Origin of the sequence: Dyadobacter sp., from assembly GCF_017744695.1 — a bacterium.
GTDB lineage: Bacteria > Bacteroidota > Bacteroidia > Cytophagales > Spirosomataceae > Dyadobacter.
This window is the reverse complement of the sequence record NZ_JAGIAS010000002.1, coordinates 371,066-386,965: the sequence shown is the minus strand read 5'-3', so window position 1 is coordinate 386,965 and position 15,900 is coordinate 371,066. Positions and strand designations below refer to the sequence as shown.

General features: G+C 50.2%; 11 protein-coding genes. 4 read left to right on the top strand and 7 right to left on the bottom strand.

Annotation, left to right across the window (positions count from 1 at the left end; genetic code table 11):
• Nucleotides 1-164 precede the first annotated feature (164 nt).
• From J7619_RS09165 to menB, 3 genes are read right to left on the bottom strand one after another with little or no spacing between them, the layout of a single operon-like run.
• The gene (locus tag J7619_RS09165; RefSeq protein WP_291197191.1) at nt 165-1,745 is read right to left on the bottom strand and encodes a hypothetical protein; all 1,581 of its coding nucleotides are present in this window, start codon (nt 1,743-1,745) and stop codon (nt 165-167) included.
• The gene (locus J7619_RS09160; RefSeq protein WP_291197189.1) at nt 1,732-2,145 is read right to left on the bottom strand and encodes an EVE domain-containing protein; all 414 of its coding nucleotides are present in this window, start codon (nt 2,143-2,145) and stop codon (nt 1,732-1,734) included. The genes J7619_RS09165 and J7619_RS09160 overlap by 14 nt, the downstream gene beginning before the upstream one ends.
• Nucleotides 2,146-2,198: 53 nt before the next feature.
• A complete protein-coding gene (gene menB / locus J7619_RS09155) occupies nt 2,199-3,023 on the bottom strand; it encodes a 1,4-dihydroxy-2-naphthoyl-CoA synthase (protein ID WP_291197187.1) in 825 nt (274 codons plus the stop codon).
• 185 nt (nt 3,024-3,208) lie between these two features.
• Between menB and J7619_RS09150 the strand changes: the two genes are divergently transcribed.
• On the top strand, nt 3,209-4,276 hold the full coding sequence (locus tag J7619_RS09150; RefSeq protein WP_291197185.1) for an AMP-binding protein: 1,068 nt from the start codon (nt 3,209-3,211) through the stop codon (nt 4,274-4,276).
• The gene (locus tag J7619_RS09145) at nt 4,269-5,042 is read left to right on the top strand and encodes a hypothetical protein (RefSeq protein WP_291197183.1); all 774 of its coding nucleotides are present in this window, start codon (nt 4,269-4,271) and stop codon (nt 5,040-5,042) included. Before J7619_RS09150 ends, J7619_RS09145 begins: the two co-directional genes overlap by 8 nt.
• Nucleotide 5,043: 1 nt before the next feature.
• Here the strand turns inward: J7619_RS09145 and J7619_RS09140 are convergent, their stop codons facing one another.
• The 4 genes from J7619_RS09140 to topA form a co-directional block, all read right to left on the bottom strand.
• Nucleotides 5,044-6,138 carry a helix-turn-helix domain-containing protein gene (locus tag J7619_RS09140; protein ID WP_291197181.1) on the bottom strand — a complete coding sequence of 365 codons (1,095 nt, stop codon included), beginning with the start codon at nt 6,136-6,138 and terminating at the stop codon, nt 5,044-5,046.
• A gap of 241 nt (nt 6,139-6,379) precedes the next feature.
• The gene (locus tag J7619_RS09135) at nt 6,380-7,261 is read right to left on the bottom strand and encodes a bifunctional 5,10-methylenetetrahydrofolate dehydrogenase/5,10-methenyltetrahydrofolate cyclohydrolase (protein WP_291197179.1); all 882 of its coding nucleotides are present in this window, start codon (nt 7,259-7,261) and stop codon (nt 6,380-6,382) included.
• A gap of 2 nt (nt 7,262-7,263) precedes the next feature.
• Nucleotides 7,264-7,953, bottom strand: coding sequence for an NAD-dependent deacylase (locus J7619_RS09130; RefSeq protein ID WP_291197177.1), 690 nt, complete (start codon nt 7,951-7,953; stop codon nt 7,264-7,266).
• Between the two features lie 22 nt (nt 7,954-7,975).
• The gene (gene topA / locus J7619_RS09125) at nt 7,976-10,369 is read right to left on the bottom strand and encodes a type I DNA topoisomerase (RefSeq protein WP_291197175.1); all 2,394 of its coding nucleotides are present in this window, start codon (nt 10,367-10,369) and stop codon (nt 7,976-7,978) included.
• 328 nt (nt 10,370-10,697) lie between these two features.
• Here topA and J7619_RS09120 point away from each other — a divergent pair, with 328 nt between their 5' ends.
• Together J7619_RS09120 and J7619_RS09115 are read left to right on the top strand one after the other, a co-directional pair.
• Entirely contained in the window at nt 10,698-13,469 is a 2,772-nt protein-coding gene (locus J7619_RS09120) for a bifunctional aconitate hydratase 2/2-methylisocitrate dehydratase (protein WP_291197173.1), read from the top strand.
• 55 nt (nt 13,470-13,524) lie between these two features.
• Entirely contained in the window at nt 13,525-15,792 is a 2,268-nt protein-coding gene (locus J7619_RS09115) for an aconitate hydratase (RefSeq protein WP_291197172.1), read from the top strand.
• Nucleotides 15,793-15,900 lie beyond the last annotated feature (108 nt).

Below are 15,900 nucleotides of genomic sequence, written 5' to 3'. Positions count from 1 at the left end.
AGTTTTCATTCAAACCTCGACATCCCGGTTGCTATAAACAGGGTGCCCCTCCGGGGCGGATAGGCTTGTCGCGTTATTAACAGTTCGCGCCGCCGGGTCGATCGATGTAACTATTCTTTTGAGCTACGAACAAAGCCGGCAGCTGATGGCCGACAGCCGAAGTCCTAATAAGCAATCTTGTTCAAATAAAACACATTCCGTCTCCCCCGCGTCTGCGGATCTCCGGCTGCATTCACAATGCGCTGCTCGCCCCAGGCGAGGTAAAAGTTGTCGTACCAGTAATCGATATCGTCGGTGCTGGTTTTCCGCACTTTGTCGCCTTCCACGTAGGTTTCGTTGGGGATTACGCGGTCGCTGTCAATTACCTGGTTGCCTTTGATGATCTTGCTGCGAATGGCACCGTTATGACTGTAAATCAGTTTCGAGTTGCCGTTAGTAAAGGACTGGACTTTGATCTTTTCCTTCAACTCCATGCTTTTTACATTGTCGAAACTAATGCTGTTGTCCCAAAGCAGGTTACCGTTCTGGTCCACATCCGCTACGACCGCATGCGTATAGGTGAAGCCGTCGAATACCTGCTGGTTATACCCCCGGCCGCCATACATCGGGTTCCAGAGGTAAGGGTTGTAAAGCCCCATTCCGAAAGGATAGCCATAGCCGCCATAGCCATAATTGAAACCGCCCATCATGCTGGGGTTCTGGTAGCGGTATTCAGGATAGAATACCTCGGCCACCAGCAGGAAGTTGTTGGTTTTCGGCACAATATCATGCACGAGAAGCCGGTAGTTCAGTTTCAGGTCGTCGCCGCTTTCCTTCTTCTTACGGATACGTTTTTCCATCTTTTCCTGCTGTCGTTCGCTCAGGAAGTTGAAGAAGTTCTTAAAATCGGTAAAACTGTGGTATTTGGTGAAAACGGTTTCATCGCCGACAATCTTGCTGATATACAATCCCTGCGATGCTGCTACGGTGCTGCTCTGCATATTGCGGTAACCATAAGTACCGATTACAATGCGGACAGAGTCGTTCAAGACCTGTAAACGGCCGCTAAGCAGCGAGAAATCGTCCTCAGGTTCGACGCTAACTTGTGTGTAAAGCTCGCCGGTTTCTTCATAAGAACGTGCCACGATTTTGGTCTGGCGGCCTTTTTTCACTGCAAAACAAACATTCACCAAATGCTGAGCGGTGTCCACTTCGACGGTCTGAATGGCGTTAGAACCTTTAATGGCCGAAGGTAACACCCTGGTTTGCTGTGTAGTAAGCTGGGTGTAGATCAAAACCGGCTCATTACGCACCATACCGGCCATAAAAACAGAGTAGCCGAGCGTCTTGAAATCGGTGATCTCGAAGCGGTCGACCGTATTAATTGTAAAAGTCTCTACGAAACCTGGGCCGACATTTACCTTCACAATTTGATACAAAGAGCTCCGGTATTTGCTGAAAAGCAGGAACACGGCCTGTCCGTCGTAGGAGGAAGCGATGTAATCGAGGTTCGATTCGATCGGGCCGTCGATGGACCACACCCGTTCGAGGTTTGTATCGAATTTCTGGACATTGAACGTGCCTTTGTCGGGCTTGGAAATGAGCAGTACACCCTGTTTACCTAGCGGAACAGCCTGATAGGCCGTATTGCCGGGTAAAGGAAGTTCAATCCGCTTCACTCCCTGGGCGAAAGCCGGCGTGCCGAGGACGCCCAGGAAGAGTAACGGTAAGACCAGCCGAAAAACGGATCGCTTATTTTTTGTCATGTGCCAGGGCAACGATATGGTCGAATTCTTCGCGTTTGACCGGTACGACCGACAGTCGAGACAAACGCACGAGGTCCATTTGTTTCAGGAGCTCGTCCTTCTTGATCTGCGCAAGCGTAACGGTGTTCGGGAACTTCTCAACGGGAACGAGGTTTACCACCACCCATCCCGCCTCTTCGGTAGTAGGGTCGGGGTAATGTTCCTTTGAAACCTTGGCAAGCCCAACGACCTCCTTGCCCTCATTGCTGTGGTAGAACAGCACGAGATCGCCCACTTTCATCGCCATCAGGTTGTTGCGTGCGGCGTAGTTGCGGACGCCGTCCCACATGCCTTCACCTTCGGCAACAAGGTGGTCCCAGGAGTATTTAAATGGTTCTGATTTTACAAGCCAATGGTTCATTCAGTGAGTATTTGTAATGATATGAGTTAAAATGTTAATCTTTCCCGACTAAATCAAGGGAATTTCGGGAATTTGCTGAAATCCGGCTTTCTTTTTTCCAAAAACGAACGCTGGCCTTCTTTGGCTTCCTCGCTGAGATAATAAAGCAATGTCGCATTACCCGCGAGTTCCTGGATACCGGCTTGTCCGTCAAGCTCCGCATTGAATGCGCTTTTGAGCATACGGATCGACAGCGGACTTTTTTCCTGGATTTTCTTAGCCCATTCCAGGGTTACCGTTTCCAATTGTTCCAAAGGAACTACCTTGTTCACAAGGCCCATTTGCAATGCTTCGTCGGCATCATACTGGTCGCAGAGGAACCATATTTCGCGTGCTTTTTTCTGGCCTACCACGCGGGCAAGGTAAGAGGCGCCGAAACCGCCATCGAAGCTGCCGACTTTCGGGCCGGTTTGTCCGAAACGTGCATTATCGGCAGCGATAGAGAGGTCGCAGATCACGTGCAGCACATGCCCGCCACCGATTGCCCAACCTGCCACCATGGCGATAACCGCCTTTGGAATAGAGCGGATCATTTTTTGGAGGTCGAGCACGTTCAGACGCGGTACATGGTCGTCGCCGATGTAGCCGCCATGGCCGCGCACCGACTGGTCGCCGCCGGAACAGAATGCCTTACCGCCTTCGCCGGTGAGGATAATGACGTCGATCCGGGGATCCTCGCGGCAAATGTGCATCGCGTCGATCATTTCGGTTACCGTGAGCGGGGTAAATGCGTTGTGCTTGTGCGGGCGGTTGATGCTGATTTTGGCAATTCCTTCGTGAAGTGTAAAGAGAATTTCTTCGTATTCTTTAATGGTTTCCCATTGAACTGTACTGGACATAAATCAGATTGGTAAGATTGGAATAAATGGCAATGTCCGGCGGGAAATGTCACCGTTAAGTATTGCCCGAATGCGCGAAATTACTCATTGTTTGGGTTAGGTTCAAAAACAAATGAATAACTTTCCACCGCATTAAAAACGGGCTATTCGTAACCCGGAACAATGAATCCGCAGAAATTACAGGTATGATCTGGACAACCGGCAAAACGCATTGGCAAACGCAGAAAAGGCCGCGAAATCCCTATTTCGCACAGGCTTACGACTTTATGGGAAAGTGGCTCGAAGGCGACCGGGAATTTGTGCTCCATACCTCCGGCTCGACGGGCATGCCCAAGCCCATTACCGTCACGCGCAGGCAGCTTGAAGCGAGCGCGGCTATGACGGGCGAGGCGCTGGCGCTTGGAAGCGGCACCCGCGCGCTCGTATGCCTGAATGTGGGCTACATTGCCGGGCTGATGATGCTCGTTCGCGGGCTGGAACTAGGGTGGGAGCTGACCGTCACGGAGCCGACATCCAACCCGCTGAATGGCCTGGACAGTGTAGATTTCGATTTTGTGGCCATGGTACCGATGCAATTGCAGGCGATCCTGGAAAATACAGCCACGGTTGATCAGGTCAGCAGGTTGGGCAAAATACTGCTTGGCGGTGCGCCGGTGAACCTGGCATTGGCAGAGGCGATCAAGGGGCTGAACGTTCCGGTTTTCCAAAGCTATGGCATGACGGAAACCGTTTCTCATGTCGCATTGAAGGCGTTGAATGGAGCGGAGGCGAGTGATTCCTATGTGTTTCTGCCCGGTATTTCGTTCGGTACGGACGAGCGCGGATGCCTGTTTGTTTCCGGGGCTGTTACCAATGGGCAAAAGGTGCAGACCAATGATCTGGTGCAGATAACAGGGAACACATTTCAATGGATCGGGCGGGCGGATAATGTGATCAATTCCGGCGGGGTGAAAATTGTGCTGGATCAAACCGACCAGCGGATTGCACAGGTTTTTCATGATCTGGGTATTTCAAATGCATTTTTTTGCTGGTGGGAGCCGGATGAAAAGCTGGGGCAAAAGCTCGTGCTGATAGTCGAAAGTTCGCTGCGCCCAGAGCAGGCTGTGCAGCTTCCCGCTGAAATTAGAAGCCGCGTTTCGACCTATGAAAACCCGAAACATATTTACTTTGCAAAAGCGTTTGCCAAAACTGCTACCGACAAGATCGACAAACGCGCCACATTTCAACAGTTTTTAAAATCTTCGAATGGATAAGAATCTTCAAATACCAGGTCAGTACATTATTCGCTTTCAGACCGCTCCGGTTGTGCCGGCGCCGTTTGCCCATTTTTATACTTTGAAAATGGACATTCAATCGGCTCAGGATTTGCGGGTGGATTTTGATATTGTTTACAACGACCGCGAAGAGCTGACGGAGGATGAAATCTTTGACGAAGGTTTTTCTACGGATGATGATTACAAATGGAAGGGTAGTTTGCCTGCGGTTTGGATCAATGAGTTTCAGGATATTCTGGCATCTTCTAAAATCATTCGCAAGCGCGAAGAGAGCGAGTTTGAAGATTTCATTGAAATAGAACTCGATGAGAATGACAAACGCGTGACGATTTACCCGGTCGACAAGGAGCGTTGGTCGTACTTTTTGCAGGAGATGATGCAGGCTATTTTCGAAACCGGCGGTCGTGAAAAGCCGTTCGAACTGACCTACATCGACATCGATAACGACAGTAAAACGACCATCGACCTGAAAGCATCTTTTGGTAAAAAGGAATTTACATTAAGCAAGAACGCAGGAGCGGCCCGTAAACTGGATTGGGGCCAATTGCAAAAAATAATGGATACGATTTACAAAGCTGAATTCGTACCCGACAATGCATTGGAAAGCAAACCTTCAAAAAAGGGCAAGTACATTACCGCCGGTGATGGTCTATGGTATCAGATAGGAGTGGCGGTGCTCGAAACTACTTCCAAAAGCAAGGATCTCGCCAAAATCGAGGCATTGTTCAATACGCTTTCAAAGTAATCTACTGACGGTACTGGCTCAGCTCCATCTGCAATTCGTCGACGAGCTGGGCCACTCTTTCGAGTGAAGGTTGTGGCGCAGGCATTTGCGCGCTTACGAAGGCCTTCACTTCCCATACTTCCAGCACATCCTGCAAAGGAATTTCCAGTTCAGCAATTTCTGCATTGTCAGAGGTAAGCAGTAAAACTCCCGCTGTTTTTACCTGATTAAATACATTTCTGTAAATCAGACCGTGTTTTCTCAGGAGGAACACGTATTGCATGCCATCCTTGATATCGTACCAATTGCGAATGAATGTGCCCACGAGAATTGAGCCGGGGTAGGTAAAGTCCTCACCGCTTTCAAATGCACGATAATAGCCCGACGGCAGATTGGGCAATTGGAAAAGCGGCAGCGAGTTTAAATAGCCCGGATTCTGAAAGTTGGCTATGTATTCGGCCTGCTTGTTGCGTGCTACCCATTGAATAGTAGGGAATTGCTGCACCGGCTGCTCCACCGCTGCATTGAATTGCGGTGTTTGATATTGGTTATTGAATGTAGGCAAACCTGCGTCAGGCTGCGTTAGCGGTTGCTGTTGCATTGCGGCAGCTTTATGGATAGCAGGCTGCTGATAGGCAGGTTGCTGAAATACGTCTTGTTGAGGCGCTGCCGGCCGAGTTGCTGTCGCCGGAGGAGCTTCGCCACTAACCGGTTTCAAATTGATCTGCCGCGAAACTTGCCTTAACGGCTGTTCGGGCTGCTGGTACGTTTCAATGATTTTAGACAATGGCTGAGGCTCCGTGTACCCGGGCGTGCGCGTAGGCGTGGGCTGGGGCATCGTGCCCGAATGCGAAACGGTCATTTGCCGCGAGGTTGTCAGCGGGAGCGACATTTCAGGCGTTTCCCTTAGCTTTCGCAGATCGGTTTTTAGCAAATTGTCAACGCTAACCCCGAATGCGGTGGCCATATTTTTGAGATTAGTAAGGTTGGGATTGGCCCTTGCTTCTTCGTAAGCTCCCAGTAACGATCTCTTGATCGCGATCTTACGGGCAAACTGTTCCTGCGTGAGGCCGTTGAGCCTTCTGAGATACTTGATGTTGTTGCTGACGATGCTCATAGTACAACCGATCCGTTCAAACTGCCTACTAATTGACAAATCTTTTAGTAAAAAAAGAAATTTTTAACACAAAAAAACCGGAACACCAGGTTTTACTTAATTCCTGGTGTTCCGGTTTTTTTACTTCGGCCGTCGGCTGTCGGCTTTTGTAAATCTGCATTTCGTCAACGCCGAAAGCTAGTGTCTGGTCATTAAAACCTCCTAATCAAAAGCCGACAGCCGATTGCCGACAGCCGAAGTATTATTTATAAATTTCCTTCTTAGCAGCTTTGAAAGTGTTGGTCAGCAACCCGCAGATGGTCATCAAACCCACACCTCCCGGAACCGGTGTAATGTAGCTTGATTTGGGTGCCACATCGTTGAAATCGACATCGCCTTTGATCGAGAAGCCGCTCTTTTTGGTAGCATCCGCCACGCGGGTAATACCCACGTCCACCACAACCGCCCCTTCTTTCACGTAATCGGCCTTCACGAACTCGGGACGGCCCAATGCAACGATCAGGATGTCGGCCGACTGGCAGATCTCTTTCAGGTTTTGTGTTTTGCTGTGCGTGATCGTTACAGTACAGTTACCGGGGTAGGTATTGCGCTGCATCAGAATGCTCATCGGCAGGCCCACGATCTGGCTGCGGCCGATTACCACGCAATGCTTTCCGCTTGTTTCGATGCCGGCACGAATCAGCATTTCGAGGATACCGAACGGTGTGGCAGAAATGTAAGCAGGCAGTCCTTTGCACATTCTGCCCACGTTGATCGGGTGGAAACCGTCCACGTCTTTCGCGGGGTTTACTGCTTCCATCACCGTGTTTTCAGAAATATGTTTTGGCAATGGCAGCTGTACGATAAAGCCATCCACGTCAGGATCGTTGTTCAGCGATTCTACTGCTTCGAGGAGTTGCGCTTCGGTAATGTCTGCTTCGAATCGCAGCAGGGTGGAGGTGAACCCGATTTCTTCACAGCTCCGGATTTTGGAAGCTACGTATGTTTCGCTGGCGCCGTCCTGGCCTACGAGTATCGCGGCCAAATGCGGCTTTTTACCACCACCGGCGACCCATTGTTCCACCTCGGCCTTGATTTCAGATTTTATTTGGGAAGAAATAGCTTTCCCGTCGAGTAGTTGCATTATTATTCAGGTAGTAAATATTTCTTGATCAATGTTTGCATTCCGGTCGTGGCTTTTTCCTGGATGAACACCATGTTGGATTTCAAGGTAATGTCCGGTTTGTTCGGATCTACAATGTAAATACGCTTGCCGATGGGTACATAATGCACCAATCCGGCGGCAGGGTACACTGCGAGGGACGTGCCGATCACCAGGAACATATCCGCCTGTTCGGTCACATCCACAGCCACTTCCATCATCGGCACCTCTTCGCCAAACCAAACGATATGCGGCCGCAGCTGGCTGCCCAATTCGCACAGATCGCCCGTTTTCAGCTCCCAGCCCGTCATGTCATAAACGAGCTTCGGATCTTTTGTGCTCCGCGATTTAAAAAGCTCTCCATGTAAGTGAATCACTTTCGTAGAGCCGGCGATTTCATGCAGGTTATCTACATTCTGGGTCACGATCGTCACATCGAAATGCTTTTCCAGCTCCGCCAACGCGTAATGTGCCGCATTAGGCTTTACATCCGCAGCCTGTTTCCGGCGCTGGTTGTAAAAATCCAGCACCAGCTCCTGGTTGCGGACCCAGGCTTCGGGCGTAGCGACATCCTCGATGCGGTAATTATCCCAAAGCCCATTATTATCTCTAAAAGTACTGATCCCGCTCTCAGCGCTGATCCCCGCTCCGGAAAGTACAACCAGTTTTTTCATGGGCTTCTTCGTTTTATGTGTGTTAACCTTTTTTTGTCGCTTTCTTAGCAGCAGGCTTCTTGGCTGCGGGTGCTTTCGCGGTTGTGGCTTTCGCTGCGGCAGGTTTTTTGGCCCCGCGTCCCGCAGGTTTGTCCGGCGTTTCGGCCGCCAGTTTCAATACCTGGTCGTATGTGAGCGATGCCGGCTCCGTGCCTTTCGGGATTTTTACATTCTTCTTTCCAAAAGCAATGTAAGGCCCGTATCGTCCATTCAGAACCTTAGCCTCCGGATCTTCCGCAAATTCCTTGATCGTGCGGTTGGAGTCCTGCAAACGCTTTTCCTCGATAATCTCGATCAGGCGTTCTTCCGTCACCGCCATCGGATCGTCCGTTTTAGCCAGCGAGTAATACTTGCCGTCGTGTTTCACGTACGGACCGAATTTGCCGACGTTCACGACCATGTCTTTGTCCTCGAAGAACCCAACCTGGCGGGGCAGTTTGAACAGCTCAAACGCCTCTTCCAGCGTAATGGTCTCCATGAGTTGGCCTTTCTGCAAGCTCGCAAAACGCGGCTTCTCTTCATCTTCCACATCGCCGATCTGTACATAAGGGCCGTATTTTCCGATCCGTACCGACACTTTTTTACCGGTTGCCGGATCTTCACCCAAGTCGCGGGAAGTAAGGCTCTTGTCAATCGCCTCCTCGCGTGCTTCGGCGACTTTCTTCTGGAATGGCGTGTAAAAGTCCTTGATCATCTGCTGCCAGCCGAGTTGGCCTTCGGCAATGTGGTCAAAATCCTTTTCTACGCTCGCCGTGAACGAATAATCGACAATATCCTGGAAATGGCTCACCAGGAAGTCGTTCACGACCATTCCGGTGCTGGTAGGGAAGAGTTTGGCCTTTTCCGAACCATAAACTTCTTTATTCACCTTGCTTTTGATCTGATCGTTGGCAAGGGTCATTTCCTTGAATTCCCTTTCAAAACCCTGACGGTCCTCTTTGACAATATACTCCCGTTTCAGGATCGTCGAGATCGTCGGCGCGTAGGTTGACGGGCGTCCGATCCCCATTTCTTCGAGTTTTTTTACCAGACTCGCCTCGGTGTAGCGCGGTGGGTTACGGGTAAATCTTTCTGTCGCCTTCATGTCCGCCAGTTTCAGGATCTGACCGATATTCAGCGGCGGAAGCATTCCTTTTTGTTCTTCGTCCCCTTCATCATCGCTGGATTCCAGGTATACTTTCAGGAACCCTTCGAATTTGATCACTTCACCTTGCGCTACCAGCTCTTCCGAGGTGGTAGAAATGCCGATCGTGGCTGTGGTACGCTCCAATTGGGCGTCCGACATCTGTGATGCGATGGCACGTTTCCAGATCAGCTCGTACAAACGCTGCTCGTTGCGGTCGCTGCTGCCTACCAGCGTAGAGAAATCGGTAGGACGGATCGCTTCGTGCGCCTCCTGCGCCGATTCCGACTTGGTTTTGAATATACGGCGGTTATAATACTCGTCCCCATATTCTTTCGTGATCTGCTGCTTTGACTTATCAAGCGCTTCTTCCGACAGGTTGGTAGAGTCGGTACGCATGTAGGAAATCTTACCGGCTTCGTACAGGCGCTGTGCGACGGTCATTGTCTGCGCTACCGAAAAGCTCAGCTTGCGGGAAGCTTCCTGTTGTAGTGTAGAAGTTGTAAATGGCGGTGCAGGTGTTTTTTTAGCAGGTTTTACTTCAAGATTACGGATCGAGAACTCAGCCCCAATGCATTTTTCCAAAAATTGATAGGCTTCCTGTTCGGTCGGGAAATTTTTGGCCAGCTCCGCATTCAGTACCTTTCCGTTGCCGAGGTCGAAATGCGCCGTTACCTTGAAGCTGCTTTTGCTTTTAAAAGCGTCGATTTCCCTTTCTCGTTCTACTATTATACGTACAGCTACCGATTGTACGCGGCCGGCCGAGAGGTTCGATTTTCCGATGCGGATCTTTTTCCAAAGTACCGGTGAAAGTTCATAACCCACGAGGCGGTCGAGGATACGGCGTGCCTGTTGGGCGTCTACCAGGGCTGTGTCGATGGTCCGCGGCTTTTCGATGGCATTCCGCAGAGCGGTTTTGGTAATCTCACGAAATACGATCCGCTTGGTATTGTCGGGAAGCCCCAGGGCCTCTTTCAAATGCCAGGAAATAGCTTCTCCCTCGCGGTCATCATCGGTCGCGAGCCATACCTCTGCATCTTTCGCCAGTTTTTTGAGCTCTGAAATGACTTTGACTTTATCGGAGGAGATTTCGTAAGAGGGTTGGAAACCATGCTCAACATCAACACCCATATCGTGTTCCGGGAGGTCACGGACATGTCCGAAACTGGACTTGACAGTGAAATCCTGCCCAAGGTAACTTTCAATGGTTTTGGCCTTCGCCGGTGACTCTACGATCACCAGATTTTTTGACATAACTTTCGATTTAAGGGACCTGGTAGCACTTTGAATGTCCAAATATAGGGCACAATCCGAGAAAAAATCAAAGCGCAAATAAAAGCTGATTGAAAAACAGAACGCGTTACAGCACCTCCCGAAGGGGGGATTTTAAATTATTCCTTCAATATACAGGTTGTCAGAACAAAAAAAATTGGACGGCGGTTATTTGAGTGTACGGCTAGAATATACTGGTTTTAAATAGTAGTGAAAATCGGGTGGGATGCCTCCGTATATTCTGTAATTTCGTACTTTCGCCCGTTTTATTGACAACAGATATTGCCTTTAACATTGAAAAGATTTCATCATGAATATCTATCAGGACTACATTAACGAGATTGAAGAAAGAAAGACCCAGGGGCTTCACCCGAAGCCGATTGATGGTGCCGAATTGCTGGGAGAAATCATCGCACAAATCAAAGATACAGCAAACGCGCATCGGGAAGACTCTCTTAAATTTTTCATTTACAACACCTTACCAGGAACTACTAGTGCAGCTGGTGTGAAAGCCAGGTTTTTGAAAGAAATCATCCTGGGGGAATCCGTAGTAGCAGAAATATCACCGGCCTTCGCATTTGAGCTGTTGTCTCACATGAAAGGCGGTCCTTCCATTGAAGTATTGCTTGACCTCGCCCTGGGCGATGACGCTGCTATTGCGAAATCAGCTGCCGAGGTACTCAAAACGCAAGTGTTCCTTTACGATGCCGACACCGACCGCCTGAAAGAGGCATTCAAAAACGGCAGCGAAATCGCCAAAGATATTCTGGAAAGCTACGCCAAGGCCGAGTTCTTTACGAAGCTGCCCGAAGTTCCCGAAGAAATTCAGATAGTAACGTTTATCGCCGGCGAAGGCGATATTTCTACCGACTTGCTTTCTCCCGGTAACCAGGCCCACTCGCGTTCCGACCGCGAACTTCATGGCCAATGCATGATCACTCCGAAGGCACAGCAGGAAATCAGGGCTTTGCAGGCGGAACACCCCGGAAAGAGCGTGATGCTGATCGCCGAGAAGGGTACGATGGGTGTAGGGTCATCGAGGATGTCGGGTGTGAACAACGTGGCACTCTGGACTGGCAGACAAGCCAGCCCCTACGTTCCGTTTGTGAATATTGCGCCAATCGTGGGTGGTACAAATGGTATCTCACCGATTTTCCTTACCACAGTAGACGTTACCGGTGGTATCGGTATCGACCTGAAAAACTGGGTGAAAAAGGTAGACGCGGACGGCAATGTGGTCCGTAATGAAAATGGTGACCCTGTTTTGGAGGAAGTTTACTCCGTAGCGACAGGTACTGTTTTGACCATTAATACGCAGACAAAGAAGCTTTATAATGGAGAAAAGGAGCTGATCGACATTTCGAAAGCCCTTACGCCTCAGAAAAAAGAATTTATCAGAGCCGGCGGATCATACGCCATCGTATTTGGTAAAAAAATCCAGACTGTCGCGGCGAAAATCCTGGGCATTGAACCAACGCCTGTGTTTGCTCCTTCCAAAGAGATTTCCAATGAAGGACAAGGCCTCACCGCGGTTGAAAAAATCTTCAACAGAAATGCGGTAGGTACGACGCCGGGCAAGGTTTTGCACGCAGGTTCGGACGTTCGCGTGGAGGTAAATATCGTCGGTTCACAGGATACTACCGGTTTGATGACCGCGCAGGAACTCGAATCGATGGCTGCCACGGTGATTTCTCCGATCGTCGACGGGGCATACCAGTCGGGCTGCCACACGGCGTCAGTTTGGGATAAAAAGGCACAGGCTAACATCCCGAAACTGATGAAGTTCATGAACGACTTCGGTTTGATCACTGCCCGTGACCCGAAAGGAGAGTACCACTCCATGACCGACGTAATCCACAAGGTATTGAACGATATTACCGTGGACGAGTGGGCGATTATCATCGGTGGCGACTCTCACACCAGGATGTCTAAAGGGGTTGCTTTCGGTGCCGACTCAGGAACCGTTGCGCTCGCACTCGCGACAGGCGAGGCATCCATGCCGATCCCTGAATCCGTGAAAGTAACTTTTAAGGGTGACATGAAGGATCACATGGATTTCCGTGATGTGGTTCACGCTACCCAGGCGCAGATGCTCCAACAGTTTGGCGGAGAGAACGTGTTCCAGGGACGAATCATCGAAGTCCATATCGGAACATTGCCGGCTGACCAGGCATTTACGTTCACCGACTGGACTGCCGAAATGAAGGCAAAAGCATCTATCTGTATTTCAGAAGACGATACGCTGATCGAATCACTGGAAATTGCGAAAAACAGAATCCAGATCATGATCGATAAAGGCATGGATAACCACAAGCAGGTTCTTCAGGGCTTGATCAATAAGGCAGACAAACGTATTGCGGAGATTAAGTCAGGTGAAAAACCAGCACTTACGCCGGATGCGAATGCAAAATATTATGCAGAAGTGGTGATTGACCTTGACGCGATCGTAGAACCAATGATTGCGGACCCGGATGTCAATAACAAAGACGTTTCTAAAAGATATACCCACGACACGATCCGTCCGATCTCTTTCTACGGCGACGATAAAAAGGTAGATCTTGGCTTTGTAGGTTCCTGCATGGTTCACAAAGGCGATTTGAAGATCGTATCTCAAATGCTGAAAAACCTGGAAGAGCAACAAGGCAAGGTGGAGTTCCATGCACCGTTGGTGGTAGCTGCGCCTACCTATAATATCATCGAAGAGCTGAAAACCGAAGGTGACTGGGATGTATTGCAGAAATACTCCGGTTTCGAATTCGACGATAATGCGCCGAAAGTGGCTGCGCGTACCGAATACGAAAACATGATGTATCTGGAACGTCCGGGCTGTAACCTTTGCATGGGTAACCAGGAAAAAGCAGCGAAAGGGGATACCGTCATGGCAACCTCGACGCGTTTGTTCCAGGGAAGGGTTGTTGAGGATTCGGAACGTAAAAAGGGTGAGTCCCTGCTGGCATCCACACCGGTTGTGGTATTGTCAGCCATTTTGGGCCGCATTCCCAATATGGACGAATACAAAGCAGCTGTGGTGGGCATCGACCTGACCAAGTTCGCACCTCCTGTCAAGGCACTAAGCAGATAGTAATTAGTGTTTCAATTGTTGAAACCGTGAAAGTGTAATCATTAATTTAAGAGCTATGGCATTTGACTTAGATATGATTAAGGGCGTTTACGCCCGGATGGAAGAGAGAGTTAATGCTGCCCGCAAAGTAGTGGGGCGGCCTTTGACCTTGTCAGAGAAAATTTTATACTCCCACTTGTGGGCAGGAACGGCCACTCAAAGCCACGAACGTGGCAAATCGTATGTGGACTTTGCTCCCGACCGTGTGGCAATGCAGGATGCTACCGCGCAAATGGCGCTGCTGCAATTCATGCAGGCAGGTCGTCCGAAAGTGGCGGTTCCCTCTACGGTACACTGCGATCACCTGATTCAGGCCGAAGTAGGTGCCGCACAGGATTTGAAGAATGCCGTAGATAAGAACAAAGAGGTATACGATTTCCTTTCGTCCGTTTCCAACAAATACGGAATCGGTTTCTGGCGCGCAGGTGCGGGTATCATTCACCAGGTGGTACTTGAAAACTACGCTTTCCCAGGCGGTATGATGATCGGTACCGATTCCCACACGCCTAATGCGGGTGGTTTGGGTATGATCGCGATCGGTGTGGGTGGCGCGGATGCGAGCGACGTAATGTCCGGTCTGGCCTGGGAATTGAAAATGCCCAAGCTGATCGGCGTAAAACTGACCGGCAGACTGAGCGGATGGACAGCGGCGAAAGACGTGATCCTTTGGGTGGCTGGCCAGCTGACCGTAAAAGGAGGGACCGGCTACGTGGTAGAATATTTCGGCGAAGGTGCTGAAAGCCTTTCTGCTACCGGTAAGGGCACGATCTGTAACATGGGTGCGGAAATCGGTGCAACCACTTCGATCTTTGCATACGACGAGAAAAGCGCCGCTTACCTGAGAGCCACGGAACGCGCGGATGTAGCCGATGCGGCGGATAAGATCAAAGAATACCTTCGTTCCGACGATGAGGTGTATGCAGATCCCGCAGCTTACTACGACCAGCTCCTGGAACTGGACCTTTCCACTTTGGAACCACATATCAATGGCCCATTCACACCGGACCTGGCCTGGCCGCTTTCCAAATTCGCTACGGCAGTAAAGGAAAACGGATGGCCGGAAGTGCTTTCGGTAGGTCTGATCGGCTCTTGTACCAACTCTTCCTATGAAGACGTAAGCCGCGCAGCTTCACTGGCCCGGCAGGCGGTTGAGAAGAAATTGCAGGTAACCTCGGAATATACCATTACGCCCGGCTCGGAGCAGGTGCGGTACACGGTAGAACGCGACGGGTTCCTGGATACATTCGAAAAAATCGGTGGGGTAGTGCTGGCGAATGCCTGCGGACCTTGTATCGGCCAATGGGCGCGCCATGGTGCGGAAAAAGGAGAGAAAAACTCGATTATCACCTCATTCAACCGCAACTTCTCGAAACGTGCCGATGGTAACCCTAATACGCACTCGTTTGTTGCCTCGCCCGAGATCGTAACCGCCATGGCCATTGCAGGACGCCTTACGTTCGATCCGCGTGTTGATAAATTGGTGAATACCGACGGTGAAGAGGTTTTGCTCGACGAACCGACGGGTCTGGAACTGCCTACCAAAGGTTTCGCCGTAGAAGACGCCGGTTACCAGGCTCCTGCGGAAGACGGCAGCAAAGTCCAGGTGTTGGTTAGTCCTGCTTCGGACCGCTTGCAGTTGCTCGAACCATTCCCGGCCTGGGAAGGAACGGACCTTACCGGTTTGAAGCTCCTGATCAAGGCAAAAGGCAAGTGTACCACCGACCATATTTCAATGGCCGGCCCGTGGTTGAAATACCGAGGACACCTCGATAATATCTCGAACAATATGCTGATCGGTGCGGTTAACTACTACAACGAGAAAACCAACACCATCAAAAACCAGCTTACCAACCAATACTCGGAAGTACCGGCAGTGCAGCGTGACTACAAAGCACACGGCATCGGTACGATCGTAGTGGGTGATGAAAACTACGGGGAAGGTTCCTCACGCGAGCACGCGGCGATGGAGCCTCGTTTCCTGGGCGTACGCGCGATTTTGACCAAATCTTTCGCACGTATCCACGAAACCAACCTGAAAAAGCAAGGTATGTTGGCGCTGACGTTCGTGAATACAGCAGATTACGACAAGATTCAGGAGGACGATACGATCGATATCCTGGGTTTGGAAACATTTGCAGAAGGACAACCTCTGACAATCGTGTTGCACCACAACGACGGTACCACCGAGGAATTCCCTGTAAACCATACCTACAATGCCCAGCAAATCGAATGGTTCAAAGCAGGTTCTGCATTGAATATCATCCGCAAATCGGTTGGCGCTTAGTAGCACGTATTATTCCAAAATGTAAAAATGGCTCCTGATCATCGGGAGCCATTTTTGTTTTTAGTTTGAAATGCAGTCGTCCAGGTTTGAAATATCGGATAGAAATAC

What these genes read in the sequence shown, in the direction of transcription:
- J7619_RS09165 (WP_291197191.1), bottom strand. Translation starts at nt 1,745, where the DNA reads ATGACAAAAAATAAGCGATCCGTTTTTCGGCTGGTCTTACCGTTACTC.
- J7619_RS09160 (WP_291197189.1), bottom strand. Translation starts at nt 2,145, where the DNA reads ATGAACCATTGGCTTGTAAAATCAGAACCATTTAAATACTCCTGGGAC.
- menB (WP_291197187.1), bottom strand. Translation starts at nt 3,023, where the DNA reads ATGTCCAGTACAGTTCAATGGGAAACCATTAAAGAATACGAAGAAATT.
- J7619_RS09150 (WP_291197185.1), top strand. Translation starts at nt 3,209, where the DNA reads ATGATCTGGACAACCGGCAAAACGCATTGGCAAACGCAGAAAAGGCCG.
- J7619_RS09145 (WP_291197183.1), top strand. Translation starts at nt 4,269, where the DNA reads ATGGATAAGAATCTTCAAATACCAGGTCAGTACATTATTCGCTTTCAG.
- J7619_RS09140 (WP_291197181.1), bottom strand. Translation starts at nt 6,138, where the DNA reads ATGAGCATCGTCAGCAACAACATCAAGTATCTCAGAAGGCTCAACGGC.
- J7619_RS09135 (WP_291197179.1), bottom strand. Translation starts at nt 7,261, where the DNA reads ATGCAACTACTCGACGGGAAAGCTATTTCTTCCCAAATAAAATCTGAA.
- J7619_RS09130 (WP_291197177.1), bottom strand. Translation starts at nt 7,953, where the DNA reads ATGAAAAAACTGGTTGTACTTTCCGGAGCGGGGATCAGCGCTGAGAGC.
- topA (WP_291197175.1), bottom strand. Translation starts at nt 10,369, where the DNA reads ATGTCAAAAAATCTGGTGATCGTAGAGTCACCGGCGAAGGCCAAAACC.
- J7619_RS09120 (WP_291197173.1), top strand. Translation starts at nt 10,698, where the DNA reads ATGAATATCTATCAGGACTACATTAACGAGATTGAAGAAAGAAAGACC.
- J7619_RS09115 (WP_291197172.1), top strand. Translation starts at nt 13,525, where the DNA reads ATGGCATTTGACTTAGATATGATTAAGGGCGTTTACGCCCGGATGGAA.